Source organism: Draconibacterium mangrovi, assembly GCF_010586825.1.
In the GTDB taxonomy this organism is placed as follows: domain Bacteria; phylum Bacteroidota; class Bacteroidia; order Bacteroidales; family Prolixibacteraceae; genus Draconibacterium; species Draconibacterium mangrovi.
Genome location: NZ_JAAAGB010000004.1, coordinates 25,801 through 44,452 on the forward strand (window position 1 = coordinate 25,801; position 18,652 = coordinate 44,452).

At 41.3% G+C, this 18,652-nt stretch carries 15 protein-coding genes, 4 tRNA genes and 1 other RNA gene; 8 read left to right on the forward strand and 12 right to left on the reverse strand.

From position 1 onward, the window contains the following. Position 1: 1 nt before the first annotated feature. Complete coding sequence (locus G4420_RS11725) at positions 2-553, reverse strand: DUF4199 domain-containing protein (protein ID WP_163323840.1); 552 nt, start codon at positions 551-553, stop codon at positions 2-4. 274 nt (positions 554-827) lie between these two features. On the opposite strand from G4420_RS11725, the gene ffs reads away from it, so the two are divergent. The 5 genes from ffs (at position 828) to G4420_RS11750 (ending at position 1,666) form a co-directional block, all read left to right on the forward strand. Next, an RNA gene (gene ffs / locus G4420_RS11730) (signal recognition particle sRNA small type) lies at positions 828-926 on the forward strand. Between the two features lie 135 nt (positions 927-1,061). Beyond that, positions 1,062-1,135: transfer RNA gene (locus G4420_RS11735), tRNA-Thr, on the forward strand. Positions 1,136-1,150: 15 nt separating this feature from the next. After that, a tRNA-Tyr gene (locus G4420_RS11740) sits at positions 1,151-1,235 on the forward strand. A 260-nt stretch (positions 1,236-1,495) separates the two neighbouring features. Continuing rightward, a tRNA-Thr gene (locus G4420_RS11745) sits at positions 1,496-1,569 on the forward strand. Between the two features lie 15 nt (positions 1,570-1,584). Further along, positions 1,585-1,666, forward strand: a tRNA-Tyr gene (locus tag G4420_RS11750). A gap of 71 nt (positions 1,667-1,737) precedes the next feature. Here the strand turns inward: G4420_RS11750 and G4420_RS11755 are convergent. From G4420_RS11755 to pheT, 11 genes are all read right to left on the reverse strand, one after another. Then, positions 1,738-2,193: a V-type ATP synthase subunit K gene (locus tag G4420_RS11755; protein ID WP_163323841.1), complete on the reverse strand. Its 456-nt coding sequence runs from the start codon at positions 2,191-2,193 to the stop codon at positions 1,738-1,740. 62 nt (positions 2,194-2,255) lie between these two features. Then, complete coding sequence (locus G4420_RS11760; RefSeq protein ID WP_163323842.1) at positions 2,256-4,055, reverse strand: V-type ATP synthase subunit I; 1,800 nt, start codon at positions 4,053-4,055, stop codon at positions 2,256-2,258. Further along, complete coding sequence (locus G4420_RS11765) at positions 4,052-4,657, reverse strand: V-type ATP synthase subunit D (protein WP_163323843.1); 606 nt, start codon at positions 4,655-4,657, stop codon at positions 4,052-4,054. The genes G4420_RS11760 and G4420_RS11765 overlap by 4 nt, the downstream gene beginning before the upstream one ends. 16 nt (positions 4,658-4,673) lie before the next feature. Continuing rightward, positions 4,674-5,792, reverse strand: a complete 1,119-nt coding sequence (locus tag G4420_RS11770) for a universal stress protein (protein ID WP_163323844.1) — start codon at positions 5,790-5,792, stop codon at positions 4,674-4,676. A gap of 19 nt (positions 5,793-5,811) precedes the next feature. After that, on the reverse strand, positions 5,812-7,137 hold the full coding sequence (locus G4420_RS11775; protein ID WP_163323845.1) for a V-type ATP synthase subunit B: 1,326 nt from the start codon (positions 7,135-7,137) through the stop codon (positions 5,812-5,814). Between the two features lie 11 nt (positions 7,138-7,148). Further along, entirely contained in the window at positions 7,149-8,921 is a 1,773-nt protein-coding gene (locus G4420_RS11780) for a V-type ATP synthase subunit A (protein ID WP_163323846.1), read from the reverse strand. 6 nt (positions 8,922-8,927) lie between these two features. Continuing rightward, entirely contained in the window at positions 8,928-9,785 is an 858-nt protein-coding gene (locus G4420_RS11785; protein ID WP_163323847.1) for a DUF2764 family protein, read from the reverse strand. A gap of 101 nt (positions 9,786-9,886) precedes the next feature. Further along, positions 9,887-10,513, reverse strand: a complete 627-nt coding sequence (locus G4420_RS11790) for a V-type ATP synthase subunit E (RefSeq protein ID WP_163323848.1) — start codon at positions 10,511-10,513, stop codon at positions 9,887-9,889. Positions 10,514-10,533: 20 nt separating this feature from the next. Then, on the reverse strand, positions 10,534-11,403 hold the full coding sequence (locus G4420_RS11795; RefSeq protein ID WP_163323849.1) for a universal stress protein: 870 nt from the start codon (positions 11,401-11,403) through the stop codon (positions 10,534-10,536). A 165-nt stretch (positions 11,404-11,568) separates the two neighbouring features. After that, positions 11,569-12,471: a DMT family transporter gene (locus G4420_RS11800; protein WP_163323850.1), complete on the reverse strand. Its 903-nt coding sequence runs from the start codon at positions 12,469-12,471 to the stop codon at positions 11,569-11,571. A 73-nt stretch (positions 12,472-12,544) separates the two neighbouring features. Further along, a complete protein-coding gene (pheT, locus tag G4420_RS11805) occupies positions 12,545-14,995 on the reverse strand; it encodes a phenylalanine--tRNA ligase subunit beta (RefSeq protein ID WP_163323851.1) in 2,451 nt (816 codons plus the stop codon). A 240-nt stretch (positions 14,996-15,235) separates the two neighbouring features. Between pheT and G4420_RS11810 the strand changes: the two genes are divergently transcribed. From G4420_RS11810 to G4420_RS11820, 3 genes are all read left to right on the forward strand, one after another. Continuing rightward, entirely contained in the window at positions 15,236-17,356 is a 2,121-nt protein-coding gene (locus G4420_RS11810; RefSeq protein WP_163323852.1) for a M3 family metallopeptidase, read from the forward strand. A gap of 161 nt (positions 17,357-17,517) precedes the next feature. Further along, entirely contained in the window at positions 17,518-18,063 is a 546-nt protein-coding gene (locus G4420_RS11815) for an RNA polymerase sigma factor (protein WP_163323853.1), read from the forward strand. After that, the gene (locus G4420_RS11820) at positions 18,017-18,586 is read left to right on the forward strand and encodes a hypothetical protein (RefSeq protein WP_163323854.1); all 570 of its coding nucleotides are present in this window, start codon (positions 18,017-18,019) and stop codon (positions 18,584-18,586) included. Before G4420_RS11815 ends, G4420_RS11820 begins: the two co-directional genes overlap by 47 nt. Positions 18,587-18,652 lie beyond the last annotated feature (66 nt).

An 18,652-nucleotide genomic window follows, 5' to 3' on the forward strand; every position in this document is an offset into this window, starting at 1 on the left:
ATTAATATGAATCTTCAACTTTCTTCTTAACAATTGCCGCAACGATCAGCGAAATTATGCCACCGCCAATTATGCCTGAGAGGGCTGCCTGGCGTAACGTTTTTGCAATGGTTGGAATTTCTTTAAACTGTTCCATGGCCTGGTCGATACTTGCATCAGGAACGCCACGGCTTTCCATAAATTCCAGGGTTTTTTGCTGCATGCTTGCCATCAGGTTCTCCATATAATCAGGAGCAATAAAACTGTGGAAAATATAGGTGTAAACAACCAGTATGACAGTTGAAACAATGGTTACCATCATTACAAACTTAAAAGCCTCGGTAAAACTAATGTAGCCTTCAAATTCTTTATTACGGTAATTTTTAGCGAAAATGAAGAGTATTACAAAAGATATTACAAAGGATAGAAGTGCAACAATTAAAGAACCAAAAATTCCTAATGATTCCATGATACCGCCGGCCCAAATTACTACATTAAGGAAAATGGAAATTAAAGCCGCGTAAAGACCATAGGTTAAAGATGATTTAAGTAAAGGTGATGATTTTTGTTCCATGATGTTTGTTTTAATTATAGGTTTGACAAATATAAATGATTTTTTGAAGCATTTGCGTAAAACAATATATAGTTACATAACGGTTTTTGGGCTCGCTTTTTTCACATAATTTCTGAAAATGTTGGGCTTGCCCCTTGTGGCGTAAAAAAATGCTTAAAAATTTTCATTCAGTTGTATTTCATTTTCAATCTGATAAGTCGTTGTGTCGTGTTTAAAATTACGTGATAGAGCGATTTTATTTGGCGGAAGAACAAAATTTTCTACTTTTGTCGCCGGGTAAGTCCTGTGCGACCAGCTCCTGCTGAATCCCCCCAGGGTCGGAAGGCAGCAAGGGTAGGTGGTTGAGCGGTGCGACACAGGTAGCTTACCCACTTTTTTTCAAAAAGAAAAAGCGTTCAAAAAATTGGTGAAAAGTTTAAAAAAGGTATTGCAGAATTAAAAATTAATTCTTTCCTTTGCACCCGCTGATTTGAAAAAGCAACGTTCTAACAAAAGATTGAGATAATAAGCCGAATTAGCTCAGTTGGCCAGAGCACGTGATTTGTAATCTCGGGGTCCCCAGTTCGAATCTGGGATTCGGCTCATTTAAAATATTTTGGGAAGATACCGAAGCGGTCAAACGGGGCAGACTGTAAATCTGTTGGCTCAGCCTTCGTAGGTTCGAATCCTGCTCTTCCCACCAAGGGAATAACTAAACAAGTTGTTCCCTTTTTTTATGGAATTCTATCTTTTGCAGACGCTGGTTTAAATCAGCACGTTCTAATAAAATAATGAAATATTGCCGAATTAGCTCAGTCCCGGTAAACCGGAAATTTTAATTTCATAGTTTATCGAGGATGCTCGAAAATCCAAAAGATTTTCGGCATTGGCCACCGAAACAAAGTTTCGGAACCAGAGCAAGTATTTGAGGTATCAAATCGAAGTTTGGCAAAAAAATAATAAGCCGAATTAGCTCAGTTGGCCAGAGCACGTGATTTGTAATCTCGGGGTCCTCAGTTCGAATCTGAGATTCGGCTCATTTAAAATACTTTGGGAAGATACCGAAGCGGTCAAACGGGGCAGACTGTAAATCTGTTGGCTCAGCCTTCGTAGGTTCGAATCCTGCTCTTCCCACAACGAAAAAGCTCGTCATTTTATGACGGGCTTTTTTCATTTTGTGGCATTTTGAATTTATTATTTGATCCTCACAAACTCATACTAATCAAAAAAGTAGCGGCAAATGCAATAATTGCATACAGTTCAGGGAATACGGCCAGTACCATTGTTTTTCCAAAAATATCGTGCCCCGAGCCAATGCCTGCAATGCCGTTTGATGTTACACTTCCCTGGTTAAGTGCCGAGAAAAAGCCAACAAAACCCAGCGTTAATCCGGCAGCCATTATTGCTACTCCTTGTATCATGGTCATGTCGGCAGTAATTATTCCCTGACTGTTAATGATAAAAAAGCCGGCAAAACCATATAAACCCTGTGTTCCGGGCAAGGCGCTCAATAGCAGGTAACTACCAAATTTGTCGGGTTTCTTCTTTAGTGCGCCAACCGTGGCATTTCCTCCTTTTGAGACACCAACAGCACTTCCAATTCCTGAAAAAATAAGCATTATCGCTAAACCTATGTAGGCTAAAATAACTGCAGTTGTCATAATCGTAGTTGTTTAATGTTTATTTCTATTTGTTTTATCTTTTACCAATTTATCCTTCATCTTTAATCCTTCATCCTTCCAAAGGGTTTATATTCTTCGCCACCGCCTTTAAAACCGGCACTTTTATAAAACTCCACAAAGGTTAAACGCATGGGGTGAACAAACGAGCCGAGCGACGAAATAAGAATATTTAGGGTGTGCCCCAGTAACAGGAATAGGACAAAAAATACCGGGCCTAATATCTTTGACGCTCCTAAAATTTGCAAGCCAATATCGTTGATAACAAAACCCAAAATGGCGCTCGATAAACCCAATGCAAACAGACGGATGTACGAAAGCAGATCGCCAAAAATGCCCGTAACGGTTGAATACACATCCCAAACGCCTTTGCCAATGCGGGCAAAAACATTTACGCCGGGATCGCTGAAAAACAGCACGAAAAATCCACCCAGCGCTATTGTGCCGTATAAAATGGTTTTGTTTTTCGGAATAATTCCGGCACCGGAAAGTAACACATAAGCAATGCTGCCGATAAGAATTACCAGCCAGCCATAAGTTGACAGTGCGTAACTAAAACCGAACTGTTTGGTTTGATTGGCGGCTTTAATAAAAAGCCCGAAAATGATTTGTACGCCACCCAGCACCAGCGAAAGGTTGAACATTTTGTCGGGATTTAGGAAAAGATGGCGAACCTTTTCAGTTAAAGCAAAATCTGTTTCAATAAGGTTAATACCAAAAAAAGTTCCTGAAACGACTCCGAACAAAATTGTTGCAGCGCCTAAAATTTGTATCAGGCTTAAATACGGTTTAAACTCCGCTTTGGCTTTTAATTTATACAAACCGGCGCCAAATACAAACAGTAATCCGTAGCCGGCATCGCCCAGGCAAAAGCCAAAGAACAGCATAAAAAAAGGCGCAAAAAATACGGTTAAGTCGAGCTCTGCATAATCGGGCAATGAAAACATGGAACCAATCGGCTCAAAGAGTTTGCCAAACCGGTTGTTTTTTAGCAAAACCGGAATTTTATCGTCGGGTTTGGCTTTACGCGAAAAATAAACCGCATCACTGTCTTTTAAAAATTGGTTCAGCGCCGGTGTTTTGGTTTGAGGAACCCAACCTTCAAGAACCATTAGTTTTTCCTCAGCCTCTTTATTGGTATTTCGTAATACGTTGTCGAATTCCAGCGATCGGATAAATGTCTTTTTTTCTTCTTCAAGCAAATAAATGGAGTTGTTGGGATAGCTGTTAAAAGTTGTATGAATCGCTTTTATTCGTTCTTCTGTTTCACGAATCTGCTTTTTAATTACAAAAAAGGGCAGAGGTGGTAATTCAAGTTTTTCGGCATCAACTTCAATAACCTCTTCGTTTTGTTGGATGTGCACAAAAAGCACCTGGCTGGCTGTTTCTGAAATTGCCGCTACCGGAAAATTACGTTGTTCCAGTTCGATGTATTTCTTTTTTGTGGTTTGGTAAAATTGCAAACGTATTCCTTCGGTTTTTAGCTGTTCGATTAGCTCGGGTGAGAAATCTCCCCACGGTAGTGCTTTTTGTGCTGCTTTAGACAAGGACTCGAGCCGGGCTTCCAGTTCTTCAAGTTCCTTTTGTTTTTCGGTAAGGTCGTCAATGATCTCCGGTGCCGAATACAACCTGGGTTTTTCCGCTGTTTCACTTTCTCTTTTCTGCAGAAAATTGATGGCTCGTTCGTATTTGTTCAGCTCTGCAACTTTTTTGGTGGTTTCTTCCGAAGGATCAAGACCGAGCCCGGCAATATGCACAAGGCCAAGTCTGTTCAGTTCAATCAGGAAATCTTCGTATTCCCTGTGAAAAACCAGAAAAGTATATTTTAACATCGGAACGATCATACTGCCGTTGCTTTTTGTTTCTGCTGTCGTTTTTTTACAATTTTTTGTGCCGATTTCGAAAGGTTTTCCTCGTCTTCCAGAAATCGTTTTATTTTCCGGATTGCATCTTCGTAACCCGGAATCTGTACCTTTTCGTAGAGATTTACCTTTTGTGTTGTTTTTTTTCTGGCCCTGTCGAGCAGTGCCATTTTGCGCGTATAAAACTCGCGCTCGGTAACAATGCGGGCCAGTTCTTTTATAAACGAGATCCCCGCCGGAAACCAATCGGGTTTTGAAAAAAGGCTAAAGTCTTTCTCCTTAAAAATTATTTCGTTCATAACAGGAATAGAGACTCCAGCAATTTTTTTGCTAGAAATACTAACGTTTTCAATGTTAATCAAATCGGGTAAAAACTCGTTCCACAACCCGACGGAAAGTTCCTCTTCGCTGATCTTCATTTGTAATTGTTCTTCAAGATCAACAGTTTGGTCTTTGGCTTTTTTTACCTCCAAACGTAGAGCAGCTTCCTTGTTTTTTAAGGTAGGCAGCGCCTTCAGCCTGATCTTCAATTGTTTGTTCAGGTTGTGGAGGGACGTTTTATTATATTGAAATTTTATAGCCAATTTTTTATGTTATTGTTTACACCGGAAATACCAGAATCGGAATATTTGCTTTTGCAACAAGTGCTGATAACAGGTCGGAGTGGAACAGTTTGTAAAAGCCTGAGTGTTTTATTTTCGAAAGCGAAATGATATCGATGTCTTTCTGGTCGACAAATTCCTCAATTCCTTTAATCAGGTTTTTGCTCTCAAAAAGCTCACATCTTATATGGTACGCACTGTAATCTCTTTCGAGCATGGCATTTAATTCATTCACTTTTTGCTGGTGCAACTCGTCATTCTGGATGTCAAAGTGAACACAATAGATCTTTTTCTTGATCGGCTCCAGTATCTTCAGTAATTTGTTGAGCGATGAATTATCGGAATCGTAAAAATCGGTTGAGTACAATACATTTATCTCTTCTTTTCCTTTAAAAACAGCAGATAAGGGAACGGCCAAAACCGAGTGATGTGTTTGCTCAATTACTTTTATCAGCGTTTTACCCAAAAACTCACCTTCGGCATGTTTTGTAGCGCGTGTTCCCATTAAAATGATATCGGGATTATAGCGTTTACATGCTGCTGTAATAACGTTTTCAGGCGTTCCTTTTAGCATTCGGTAATGCAATTTTACTGCGTTAAAAAGTTCAGGAGGAACCTGATTCTTTAGCTCCCGGCTAAATTCTACCAGTTTCTGCTGAGCATTTTTATGTGCTTCCTTTAGCTCCATTCGTACGTATTTTTCCCACGAAGCGGTATGGCGGCTGGGTTCGTTAAAATTTGGGTCGGGATAAACGTATAAAACCTTTATCTCAGCATTTTCTTTTAGTGCCAGCCCAATGGCGTATTTACATAAATCGATGCAGTCTTCGCTGAGTTTTACGGGGAGAAGAATTTTTCTCAGGTTCGTAAAACTTACATCATCTTTAACTTTATCGAGGTCGTAATCTTTGTGTAGCTGCAAAAGACGGGCAATGGCTTTTTCCGATTGCCGCGACTTCACTTTTAGTAGCACTTCATCGGGATTGTATCGTTCACCCGGGGTCGTTCCCTCGTTGGTGAAAAAAACTTCAATCCCTTTTTCCTCCAGCTTATCTTTTACAAAAGATCCGAGCTGAGGTGTCGAAATCCTAAGGATTGTAACTAATTGATTTTCCATAACAACTCCATTTAATGTTTCATACTATCTGTTTTCCATATTTCTCTACCAATTCGGCTTTAATACCTGTTTCGGCGTGCGAGAAATATTTATCGAATAGTTTCCATGCCGTATCAATCATATTATCAATTTCAATGTTGATATCAATGGCAAGTAGTTCGTTTGCATAATCTTTTGCAAAACTCATGGTGCGCTTGTCGTAATCGGTCAGATCGAAACCGTTTTCGATTTTGGTTTTGGCGTTGGCGGCATCGGCATACAATCTGATGGCAGCATTCATTACCTGCGGATGATCTTCGCGGGTTTTTTTGCCAATTACCAGTTGTTTCAGGCGCGATAAACTTCGGAACGGATCGATGATAACCTTGCCAATGTCGGTCTCTTTACGAAGGAAAAGCTGCCCTTCGGTAATGTAACCGGTGTTGTCGGGAATGGCGTGGGTAATATCGCCGCCCGAAAGTGTAGTAACAGCGATAATCGTTATCGAACCGCCATCGGGGAACTGCACTGCCTTTTCATAAAGTTTGGCCAGGTCGCTGTACAACGAACCCGGCATACTGTCTTTCGACGGGATTTGATCCATACGATTTGAAACGATACTCAGTGCATCGGCATACAATGTCATATCGGTAAGAAGCACCAGTACGTTTTGGTTTTTTTCTACCGCAAAATACTCGGCTGCCGACAAGGCCATATCCGGAACAAGCAAACGTTCAACCGGTGGATTTTCGGTGGTATTTACAAAACTGATAATGCGGTCGATAGCACCGGCATTTTCAAAAAGGTTTTTGAAAAACAGGTAATCGTCGTTGGTAATTCCCATGCCGCCCAGAATAATTTTATCGGCTTTGGCGCGTAAAGCTACCATGGCCATAACCTGGTTGTAAGGCTGATCGGGATCGGCAAAAAACGGAATTTTCTGACCGGTTACCAGCGTGTTGTTCAGGTCGATTCCTGCAATTCCCGTTGCAATTAATTCCGAGGGCTGTTTACGGCGCACAGGATTTACCGACGGTCCACCAATTTCTATTAATTTCCCGTCTACTTCGGGGCCACCGTCAATCGGTTGTCCGTATGCGTTAAAGAATCGTCCGGCCAGCTCGTCGCCTACAGCTAATTGCGGAGCATGACCTAAAAATACCACTTCTGCATTGGTGGGAATTCCTTCCGTTCCCGAAAAAATCTGCAGGGTTACCAGGTCGCCTTCAATTTTAACTACCTGTGCCAGGCGGTCGTTAACAAGGGCCATTTCCTCGTTGCCAATCCCCGTGGCATGTAACGAACAGGTTGCTTTCGTTATCTGATCAATTTTGGTATGTATTTTCTGAAAAGCTGTAGTTTCCATTCTCTTCGCATTTATAGTTGTTCGGTCTCAACAACGGCTTTTTCGTTTATTATTTCTTCTAATTCCTTTTCAAATTTTTGGAATTGTTCTGATTCAAACTCCGAGTAATTCATCTGTTTCAGCACGTTTATAATTTTTTTGAAGTAGGGATTTACCTCCTCGAAATGTTCGAAACTAAACCGGGTGTTATTGATGGTAAGCACTTTTTCGAGCATGTATTGCTGGCGTTCAATGGGTGTTGATGCATCAATCTTATCAAAAGCATCTTGCTGGAGTATTACAAAATCGATCACCTCCGATTTCCAGAATATTTCATGATATTCTATCGGTACGCCATCATCTCCCAGAATATTTATTTGTTCATAGGTTTCGCGTCCACGTACAAGGCTATTTCGGGCCTGGAGAATATTATCGACCCAGTTTGGTGAAATAGCTTTTGATACATAATCGATATATTCCGGGTATTCGAGGTATTTCGAATAACTTTCCACTGCATCGATAGCGGGATAACGTTTGCTATCGGCTCGGTTTTGCGACAGTGCGTAAAAACACCTTGCTGCTTTTTTAGTGGCTTCGGTAACCGGTTCTTTTAAGTTACCACCGGCGGGCGAGACGGTACCAATAAAAGTTACCGATCCGGTTTCTCCGTTCTTCAGATTTACAAACCCGGCACGCGAGTAAAAGTTGGAGATAATAGCGGGCAAATCCATCGGAAATGCATCGGGACCGGGAAGCTCTTCCATGCGGTTCGACATTTCGCGCAGTGCCTGTGCCCAACGCGATGTGGAATCGGCCAGCAATAATATTTTTAGTCCCATCGATCGGTAATATTCGGCAATTGTCATGGCAGTGTAAACCGATGCTTCACGGGCTGCCACCGGCATATTCGAAGTGTTGGCAATAATGGTTGTACGCTCCATTAGTTTACGACCGGTTCTCGGGTCGTCCAGCTCCGGAAATTCGGCAAATATCTCCACCACTTCGTTGGCTCGTTCGCCACAGGCGGCTACCACAATCATATCGGCATCGGCTTGTTTCGACAGGGCGTGCTGCAGAACGGTTTTCCCTGTTCCGAACGGACCGGGAATAAAACCTGTTCCACCTTCTACAATTGGAGTGAAGCTGTCGATTACCCGGATTCCTGTTTCGAGGAATTTAGCCGGACGTGGTTTATTCTTGTAAGTTTTTATCGGAACTTTAACCGGCCACTTTTGTATCATTGAAACCGGATGATTGTTGCCTTCCTCGTCTTGCAAAACAGCAATTGTATCCTCAATTTTATAATCGCCCGAAGCTACAATTTTCGTTACCTTAAAATCGCCTTTAAAAGTGAAGGGAACCATAATTTTATGGGCAATCCAGTTTTCGGTAACTTCTCCCAGCCACGAACCTGCCTCCACTTCATCGCCAACTTTTGAAAGTGGTTTAAAACTCCAGTCTTTATCCACTTCCAGCGGGTGGGTGTAAGCGCCTTTTTGCAGAAATACACCTTCCATTTTATCAAGGTCGTGTTGCAGGCCGTCAAAATTCTTCGATAATATGCCGGGCCCCAGAATCGCTTCCAACATGTGGCCGGTGAATTCTACCGGAGTTCCGGTTTTTAATCCACGTGTGCTCTCAAATACCTGTATATAGGCGTTTTCGGAACCAATACGAATCACCTCCGCCATCAATTTTACAGCGTCGTGATTAATATAGCAGATCTCGTTTTGCGAAACCGGGCCATTAACTTTAACCACTACCAGGTTTGAAATTATTCCAACTACTTTGCCTGTTGTAGCCATATTGTTTTATTTAGTCAAGCTGAACTCCGCAGGGAATTCATAATTTGTTTTTAACTCGTCAATTAGTTTGTGTAGCAGCTTTTTGCCTGTTTCTTTATCCATTTTCATCCACCGCTCAATAAGCAGGAGTTTTATAGTAAAAGCCAACACCTTCTCAATGGTAAAAAAGTGAAAGAAGGTATTCTCATCCAGGTATTCCCACTTGATTTTGTCAACTGCTTTTTCCTTTTCAATCCATACCCTATTCGATTCGGCAATCTTAAAAAGTTCTTCGTGGTAGGGGAGCAACTCTTCGAAGTAATCCGCTTTAAGTTTGTTTTCAATTAGTAGTGAATAGACAACACATTCGCCTTCAACTTCCAGTAAATGTATTTCCGGCTCGTAGTTGTATTTTTTACAGTTGAAAGCGGTAAATATATTTTTCAGGTTAAGCTCGAAACGAAACCAATTTTGAAGAAATGAATTTGGGCATTTCAATGCGTACTCGAAAAACAAAGTCGTAAGGATATTTTTATCTTCTAAATCAGCCTGATTTTTATCCATACCTTTCATCCAGCATAAAAATGTTTTCATGTATTCCGGTAGCTGAATTTCTTCGTTCTCCGGCGATAACTGAAACTCCAATTCGTGCTTGGTAATGTTGCCGGGGTAGAAGAAAGGCTTGTTTTGCCCGAAAAAAACGTTGAGCAGATTTCGATTGTCGAAAGGTAAAAAAAGGTACTCAATCAACTTAAAGTCAGGCGGACTAAGCTGTTTTTGCAGTTCTTCCCTAAGTACGCTGCCTGTAACAGTCGTTTTGTTCTCGTCGAAGAACAAATCGGGAAGTCCGGCAATCAAACAATAATATTCTCTTTTTATCAGCATAACCGAATTTTAAATGGTCTTCAAAATCATTTAAAGCCCGGTGTAAACAGCTCTTAACTTATGTTTGTATCACAACTCCTGCGATGCCTCTTTTCGGTTTTTTACTCTGTTTCAGCGGCATCAAACAGTAATTTTTTTGTTCCGTCTTTAAAGTATTGTTTAAAATAATTTGCAAAGTCTTGTGCAGTGAAACTGATGAGGTAACTACCATCCTTTGGGCCTATTCTGAAACCTGATTTTAATTTGGTATCTACTGAAATTTCAATGCCCTTGTTCATAGCTTCGCTTGCTCTTTTTTGCAGGAAAGCAGTTAGTTCTTTTTGATCTTCTGGTGGAAGGAGCAGGATGAGATCAATGCTTTTAGCGGTTTTCGGATCCCACTTTTCAATTAATGTGAGTATGATCTTTTTGATAAAATCGCTGTCGTTAAAGGCTTCGTTAACTGGTGAGTTGATTTGGACGGTGCTTATAAGCGCTGTAATTTGCTGTTTTAAATGACTGATAAACTGACGCGCTGTCAGTTGTAATTCAGCTTCCGTTCTTTTTTTGTCTTCCTCAGCTTTTATTTGTGCGTTGCGAATGATCTCATCTTGTTTAAGTTTTGCAGATTGTATAATTGCATCGGCTTTTTCTTTGGCTTCAGCAATCAGTTGGTCGGCATCGTCTTTGGCTTTGATAATGCCTTCGTTATAGATTTTTTGCGTTATTTCTTCAATGCGGTCAGTCATAGATTTTGGTTTTGTAGGTTTTAAATGGCATCCAAATCGTATTTTTGGGTTACACCGCCAACGGTAAAAACCGGTTTTTTACACCCGTGAACGATGGCCGAAACAAAAGTGCCAATTTTTTTACCGGTGAATCTTGATTCCTGGTGTGTACGAATAATTACCATTCCGGCATCTACTTCTTCAATATAATTGAGTACCGCTGTATGGTTTGCCTGGTCGTGTACTTTTAAGATTTGAACCTCGCATTCAACACCCCGTTTTTCAAGCATCGTTTTAATCTTCTCTGCATTTTTATAGGCTAAACTTTTACGTTCCTCAATATTAATGTACAATGCCGAAACAATGTGGATTTTTGCATTGAGTCGTTTGGCGAAAAAAGTGGCCCAGTACAGGCGTTTTTTGATGTGCTGTGAAATATCGATAGGGACTACAATACTTTTGATTTCAGTTACCGGATATTCTTTGTTGACCGACAGTACCGGACAATACGATTTGCTTACATAACGGCTTATATCGGCTGGTGTTAGGTGCTCGTTGTTGGCATGTTTACTTTTGTCGATCATTACAAAATCGTAACCACCACGTTCTGATTCCGCAATCAGTGTGTTGATTATTTTTCCCCACCCGATCCTCAGAATTATGTTATTAGGAATGTCGGTTCCGAGGCTTTTTTTTACAAACTCCGTAAACCTGTTCAGCGCTCCCTGATGGCGAATTTGGTTACGTTTTGATTTTGGATTGTGAAGAAATGCCGGCCCGGTTTTTATTACATCGAGAAGGAAGATGCGCATGTTTAATGCATTTGCAAAAAACAAAGCTTGTTTTAAAATACTTTCTCCATCGCGGTTTTGAGGGATGTGTGTTAGAATACTATTCGATCTATAGTTCATAGCTATTCCTGTTAAAAGTTGTATCCCAATACAATAAGTAAAAAGTTGTAACAGCTCGTTTACGTTTTAGTATATACGAAAACGGGGGAATTAGTTACAGAAATCAGGTTTGAAACATATGTAATAATGATGTTAAAGCAGGGGGTTAGAATGGCGGAGAAGTGCTTAGCGCGATTTATTTTTCCGGGCTACCAGAACGGCACCCAGAAATACCAATGCTGCACCAACAATTGTTATAGCCGAAAACCGCTCGTGTTCTACCCATGAAACATTGAGCTCGGTTAAAATTCCCATGGTAATAAAAGTGATCATCGGGTTTAATATGATGATGATACTTACTTTGTTGGCTTCGGCGTATTTAAGGGCTTTCCCGAGGCAGGTATAGGCAATAAAAGTGTTGGCACCCAAAAACACAAGAAGCAACCACCAGCTCCAGCTTAGTTCGAGTAAGGGACGAAATTCAACAAAAGGAATGTACAACAGCGCAGGAAGTCCGAACAATACGAGGTTTAGGCTGTCGACCGAAAAAGTACGAACCAGTTTTTTTTGCAAAATGGCATAAACCGACCATGCAAGGGCTCCCGATATGGTTAGCAGAATTCCGAGTTGGTAAGTATCGGCACTTTCGAAAAATGCCTGCAACTGGTCGCGGTAGAAAAATGAGAACCCTAACAGCGCTATTGAAAAACCGATAATCTGGTTGCGGAGCAGCTTTTCTTTAAATATAAGAAAGCCTGCAATGGCTAAAATAAGCGGTCCGGTTTGTATAAAAAGTTGCGCATTGCTGGGGGTTGTGTGGTGGATACCCAGCATGTAACCCATATAGTTCCACGAAAGGGCCAGCGCGGCCAGTATTAGCAGAACGGGCGGTTTTAGAAGAATTCTGAACGATGCCGGAGATTTAAAAGACTGCCAGCCGGATAGAATAATAAATGCTACCACAAAACGAATCCATACCACAGTAACCGGGGCGACCTCGCGCACGGCAACTTTTAAGGCAATGGCTAAAAAGCCCCAAAAGAAAGCAGTTATTGCTGCGTATATGATTCCTTTTGTGTGGTTTTGCATACAATGTAGTTGCTTTAAACAAACATCCCGGAAATAAATCCGGGATGCAAGTTAGTTTATATGTGGTAATCTTTTAGCGTAATTCAGCACCAAAATCCCGTTCAAAAGCCATAATCAGCTTTTGCATCGTTTTGTCTATTTGTTTGTCTTTTAGCGTTTTGCTATCGTCGCGCAGAATGAAACTAACAGCATACGATTTTTTACCGTCAGGCACGCCTTTGCCTTCGTAAACGTCAAACAGGTCCACTTCGCGTAATAGCTGGCGTTCCATTTTAAAGGCCGTTTCTTTCAGCTGGCTAAACTTCACCGATTTGTCGAGCAGCAAAGCCAGATCGCGACGAACAGCCGGGAATTTTGGCAACTCGCTAAACAGCACTTTATGTTGTTTGTGTGCTTTAAATACATTGTCCCAATTGAAGTCGGCGTAATAAACCGGGTTTTCAACCTCGAATTTCTTCAGCCATTTTCCGGCAACAATACCCAATTTAAGTACAACTTTGTTGTTGGAGGTGTATGCCAGTGCTTCGCTGAATAGTTCGTCTTCACAATCGTCAATCTGCATATTATCAGCAGATAAACCAAGGCGTTTCAGAATGTTTTCAGCGTATGATTTTAATCCGTAGAACGATGCAGCTTCTTCTTTCATCGTCCAGCTTTCAGCCTCTTTATTTCCGCTTATGAAAAGTCCAAGGTGATTTTCTTCCCAATAATTATTGGCCGGCTGGTCTTTTAACTGCGTTCCTTTGTAAAAGTAAGTGTTCCCGAATTCGTATATCTTCAGGTTTTTATTCTGGCGATTGGCGTTGTATGCAATACATTCAAGCCCGCCGAATAACAAGGTTTGGCGCATTCCGTTTAAGTCGGCACTCAACGGATTCAGCATTTTTACCGATTGCTCGTCTTTGTACTGTTCCAATCCTTCGTAGTAGCTCGATTTTGTTAACGAGTTCGACCAGATTTCGTTAAAACCTTGTGAAGTCAGCATTTCTGCAACCAGGTTTTTAACGCTGTCAGGGTTTGGTTTGTCGGCAGTTTGCAACGACGATTTTACCTGTGTAGGAATTTCAATGTTATTGTATCCGTAGATTCTCAGAATCTCTTCAATTACATCGGCATCGCGTTTTACATCAACACGGTAAGCCGGCACAAGCAATTCCAGGCCGGTTTCGTTTTCGCTTTCAATTTTAATTTCCAGCGATTCCAAAATGCTTTTTACGACATCAGCACCCAAATCTTTACCGATTAAACGTGTGATGTTTGCGTACGAAACACTCACTTTAAAATCTTCAATCGGTGTAGGGTAAATATCAATAATGTCAGAAGAAATAGTTCCTCCGGCGATTTCTTTAATCAGTAAAGCTGCACGTTTAAGTGTGTAAACTTGTCCATTCGGATCAACGCCGCGCTCGAAACGGAAGGATGCATCAGTATTCAAACCATGACGACGGGCAGTTTTACGAATATAAACCGGATCGAAATAAGCACTTTCCAAAAACACGTTTTTGCTTGTTTCTTTTATGCCCGATTTCATTCCTCCGAAAACACCACCTATACACATGGCTTCTTCGGTGTTGCAAATCATCAGGTCGTTCTCGTCCAGTTCGCGTTCCACTTCATCAAGCGTAGTGAATTTTGTTTTTGCAGGCAAGGTTTTTACAATCACTTTTCCGCCGGTAATTTCGTCGGCATCAAAAGCATGCAGCGGCTGGGCAGTTTCAAATAACACGTAATTGGTAATATCAACCACATTGTTAATTGGTGTCAGCCCAATCATTTTTAAACGGTTTTGCAACCACTCCGGCGACTCTTTCACTTCGATGCCTGAAATCGTTACAGCAGCGTAACGCGGGCAAGCCTCCGTATTTTCTACCTCTACGGGAATAACCAAATCGTTGTTGTCAACTTTAAAGTCGTCAACCGATGGTTTTGTATATTCAATATCCTGTGTTTTTTTCAGAAAAGCGGCCAAATCGCGGGCTACTCCAATTAGCGAAGCTCCGTCGATACGGTTGGGTGTAAGGTCGATTTCAATTACCCAATCTGACTCCACGTTGAAAAAATCTTTTGCCGGTGTTCCCACTTTGGCGTGCGGATCGAGTACCATAATTCCGTCGTGACTTTGTCCCAACCCAATTTCATCTTCGGCGCAGATCATACCCATTGACACTTCGCCGCGTATTTTCGATTTTTTAATTACAAATTCCTGGTCGCCATCATAAAGCGTAGTTCCAACAGTAGCCACAACAACCTTTTGTCCGGCTGCTACGTTTGGTGCGCCGCAAACGATTGGCAACACTTCGTCGGTGCCAACATTTACAGTTGTTTTGCTTAAATGATCTGAATTAGGATGTTGTTCGCAGGTAATAACTTCGCCAATTACCAAACCCGCCAAACCTCCTTTTACAGTTTCAACCTCTTCCAAACCGCCAACTTCCAAACCGGTTTGCGTTAAAATGTCGCAAATCTCTTCGGGCGATTGTTCCAGTTTAATGTAATCTTTTAACCAGGAATATGAAATTTTCATCTTATAATGATTTTTCTGTCAATTTTTTTTTTGAATCGCACAAAAGTACTGATTTTTATAACATATACATAAGCAGCTTTCTGCTAATCACAAAGAATTAAAACTTGAAGTAGTGTTCTTCCCGAAAATCAGAAAAAAGCGAAGCTAATCAGTTGAAAAACTTGAATTCTGTCATTTATGAATGAGGCGAAAAATAGTATCTTGCGCAGCTAAATTTGAATTATCATAAATATTTGGGAAATGAAAAAACTGCTATTTTTTGTTTTTATCCTGGGTTTGGTGGTCACATCGTGCCAAACACAGCAAAAGGAAAGTACAAATAACATGGAGAATCCGTTTTTTAAGGAATGGAACACACCATTTGGTGTTCCGCCGTTTGATCAGATTGAAAACGAACATTTTCGCCCTGCTTTTGCAGAGGGAATGCGTTTACACAAGGAAGAGATTGATGCAATTGTAAACAATCCGGAAGAGCCAACTTTTGAGAATACAATGGTTGCGCTCGACAAGTCGGGAACGTTTTTAAATCGTGTAAATAATGTGTTCAGTAACTTGAGTGGCGCTGATACTAACGACAGTATTCAGGCCATTGAAAAAGATATTGAGCCGCTATTATCGGCACACTACGACGATATCAACCTGAATGAAGGTTTATTCAAAAAAGTGAAAGCGGTTTACGAGCAACGTGAAAACCTTGATCTTTCAACAGAAGAAGCTCGTTTCCTGGAGAAAAAATACAAGTCGTTTGTACGCGGTGGTGCTGAACTTCCGGCAGATAAGAAAGCACGTATGCGCGAGATTAACGGTGAACTGGCAACTCTTTCGGTCCAGTTTGGCGAAAACGTTTTAAAAGATAACAATGCTTTTAAACTGGTTATTGAAGATGAGGCTGATCTGGAAGGTCTGCCGGCGTCTTCGGTTTCGGCTGCTGCAGCCACTGCAAAAGAAGAAGGACAGGAGGGGAAATGGATTTTCACCATTAGCCGCCCGAGTTTGTACCCGTTTCTTACCTATTCGCCAAACCGCGAATTGCGTGAGAAATTGTACAAAGGTTACATCATGAAAGGCGACAATGGCAATGAGTACGACAACAATAAAATTGTAGCCCGAATTGTTGAATTGCGCAGCGAACGTGCAAAACTTTTTGGTTACAACAACCATGCAGAGTACATTCTGGTAGAGAACATGGCAAAAAATCCTGAAAATGTGTACGATATTTTAACACAGGTTTGGGAGAAAGCTTTGCCGGTAGCTAAACAAGAGGTGGCCGACATGCAGGCCATTGCCGACAAAGAAGGCGCCAATATTAAAATTGAAGGCTGGGACTGGTGGTACTATGCCGAGAAAGTTCGCCAGGATAAATATGCATTGAGCGAAGAAGATGTAAAACCTTATTTTCAGGTTGACAACGTACAACAGGGAATTTTTACTTTAGCGAATAAACTTTGGGGAATCACTTTTAGCGAAAGAACCGACTTGCCAAAATACCATAAAGACGGAAAAGTATTTGAGGTGAAAGAAGCTGATGGAAGTACCATTGGTATTTTTTACACCGATTATTTTGCTCGTCCAAGTAAACGCGGTGGCGCATGGATGAGTTCTTTCCGCAAACAGGAAATGCGTGACGGCGAAAATGTACTTCCGGTAATTACAAACGTTTGTAACTTCCCGGCTCCAACTGATGATATTCCGTCGTTGTTGAGCTTGGATCAGGTAATAACAATGTTCCACGAGTTTGGTCATGGTTTGCACGGATTACTGTCTGATTGCGAAACCAGAACATTGTCGGGAACTTCGGTTTCACGCGACTTTGTTGAGCTGCCTTCGCAAATTATGGAAAACTGGGCTTTCGAACCAGAAATGCTGGCATTGTATGCCAAACACTATAAAACAGGTGAAGTAATTCCTGATGAATTGGTAGAGAAAATCAACAATGCAGCCCACTTTAACCAGGGATTTGCAACCATTGAATTTTTGGCAGCCGGTTTATTGGACATGGAATTCCACACCTTGAATAAAGTGGAACCGAATATGGATGTTGCGGCTTTTGAAAAAGAGTCGATGGACAAATACGGATTGATTTCGCAAATTGCACCACGTTACCGCAGTACCTACTTCTCGCATATTTTCTCAGGAGGTTATTCATCTGGTTACTATGCTTATTTGTGGGCCGAAGTATTGGATAAAGATGCTTTCCAGGCGTTTAAAGAAAATGGTTTGTTTGACCAGGCAACAGCTGCTTCGTTCCGCGAAAATGTATTGTCGAAAGGTGGATCAGACGATCCGATGAAATTGTACCTGCAGTTCCGCGGTAAAGAACCGGGAATTGAGCCACTATTGAAAGGCAGAGGTTTATTGTAATAAGTGAAAAGTTTTTTCAAGAGATATAAGAAAGGTCGCCAATGGCGGCCTTTTTTGTTGATATAATGTTTTTGATGAAAAAAATTACATAGTGATGTAATGCTTTTGTAAGCCCCGCGTCTTAACTTTGAAAACAAGCAAAAACAAAAACAAAGGAGCACATGGTTGCCAAGGATTTTAAAACAAATGTACTACCTGTCAGTAATAAGCTGCTTCGCTTTGCAACGCACTTTTTACACGACGAAGATCAGGCACGGGATGTAGTGCAGGATGTGTTCCTGAAATTATGGCAACGAAAGGAAACGCTCGACGAAGTGGAAAACATTGAGGCCTTTGCGATGCGGATGACACGGAACCGCTGCCTTGATGTAATAAGAGCAAACCGAACAGTTCCGATAGATGAAGACACTGACCGAAGATTAAAGGCGAAAACGATAGACGTTCATTCAAAAGTTGAGTTAGGTGAGTCGGCAAAACAGATTAAAATGCTGATAGGGCAACTGCCCGAATTGCAGCAAAATATAATGCATATGAGAGACATTGAACAACTCTCGTACGACGAAATTGAAGAGGCCACCGGACTTCAACGAAATGCGATAAGGGTAAACCTTTCGAGAGCACGAAAAAAAGTGCGCGATGAATATTTAAAAATGAATAGAAATGATGGAAACACAAGAAATACTACGATTACTGCAACGCTACTTTGATGGCGAAACAACAGAGGCTGAAGAGCAACAACTGAATGCCTATTTTCAGTCGGGCGACGTGGCCGAAGAGTTGGCAGAGTACACCGAATTTTTCGGAGGTATATCAGAGTTAGCGGAAAAAGCCAATGATCCGACCATTGAAGACGATGTGATGGATTACATTCTGGAAAACGAGCACCGCGATAAAACGAAATACCTCACGATGTGGAAAACGGTTACCGGAATTGCCGCAACAGTGATCATTGTTTTGGGTGGTTTCCTGTTCTACCAGGAGCAGCAAAAACCTTTCGAGGATACGTTTAAAGATCCGAAAGAAGCTTATGCTTACGCCGCCAAAACACTACAGTTTGTTGGCAGTAAATACAACGAGGGAATGGTGCATTTATCGGAGTTCGAAAAGCTAAGAAAAGGAAATGAACCTGTTAAAAAAGCCACCGAGCCGGTAGTAGAGTTTTACGAAGGAATTGAAAAAATAGAAGCAACAGAAGCTAGTAGCCCGTTGCAGGATATCGACAGCCTGTAAGAAGCCAACAGCTTCGACTTAAAATAGAGAAATAAACATTCAGAAACGATGTAGTTGGCGCGCAGT

Bases quoted from the DNA above. Each gene is read 5' to 3' on its own strand.
- G4420_RS11820 (WP_163323854.1), top strand. From the start codon at position 18,017: ATGATGGAAACACAAGAAATACTACGATTACTGCAACGCTACTTTGAT.
- G4420_RS11795 (WP_163323849.1), bottom strand. From the start codon at position 11,403: ATGAACTATAGATCGAATAGTATTCTAACACACATCCCTCAAAACCGC.
- G4420_RS11755 (WP_163323841.1), bottom strand. From the start codon at position 2,193: ATGACAACTGCAGTTATTTTAGCCTACATAGGTTTAGCGATAATGCTT.
- G4420_RS11810 (WP_163323852.1), top strand. From the start codon at position 15,236: ATGAAAAAACTGCTATTTTTTGTTTTTATCCTGGGTTTGGTGGTCACA.
- G4420_RS11725 (WP_163323840.1), bottom strand. From the start codon at position 553: ATGGAACAAAAATCATCACCTTTACTTAAATCATCTTTAACCTATGGT.
- G4420_RS11790 (WP_163323848.1), bottom strand. From the start codon at position 10,513: ATGACTGACCGCATTGAAGAAATAACGCAAAAAATCTATAACGAAGGC.
- G4420_RS11800 (WP_163323850.1), bottom strand. From the start codon at position 12,471: ATGCAAAACCACACAAAAGGAATCATATACGCAGCAATAACTGCTTTC.
- G4420_RS11775 (WP_163323845.1), bottom strand. From the start codon at position 7,137: ATGGAAACTACAGCTTTTCAGAAAATACATACCAAAATTGATCAGATA.
- G4420_RS11780 (WP_163323846.1), bottom strand. From the start codon at position 8,921: ATGGCTACAACAGGCAAAGTAGTTGGAATAATTTCAAACCTGGTAGTG.
- G4420_RS11770 (WP_163323844.1), bottom strand. From the start codon at position 5,792: ATGGAAAATCAATTAGTTACAATCCTTAGGATTTCGACACCTCAGCTC.
- pheT (WP_163323851.1), bottom strand. From the start codon at position 14,995: ATGAAAATTTCATATTCCTGGTTAAAAGATTACATTAAACTGGAACAA.
- G4420_RS11815 (WP_163323853.1), top strand. From the start codon at position 17,518: ATGGTTGCCAAGGATTTTAAAACAAATGTACTACCTGTCAGTAATAAG.
- G4420_RS11760 (WP_163323842.1), bottom strand. From the start codon at position 4,055: ATGATCGTTCCGATGTTAAAATATACTTTTCTGGTTTTTCACAGGGAA.
- G4420_RS11785 (WP_163323847.1), bottom strand. From the start codon at position 9,785: ATGCTGATAAAAAGAGAATATTATTGTTTGATTGCCGGACTTCCCGAT.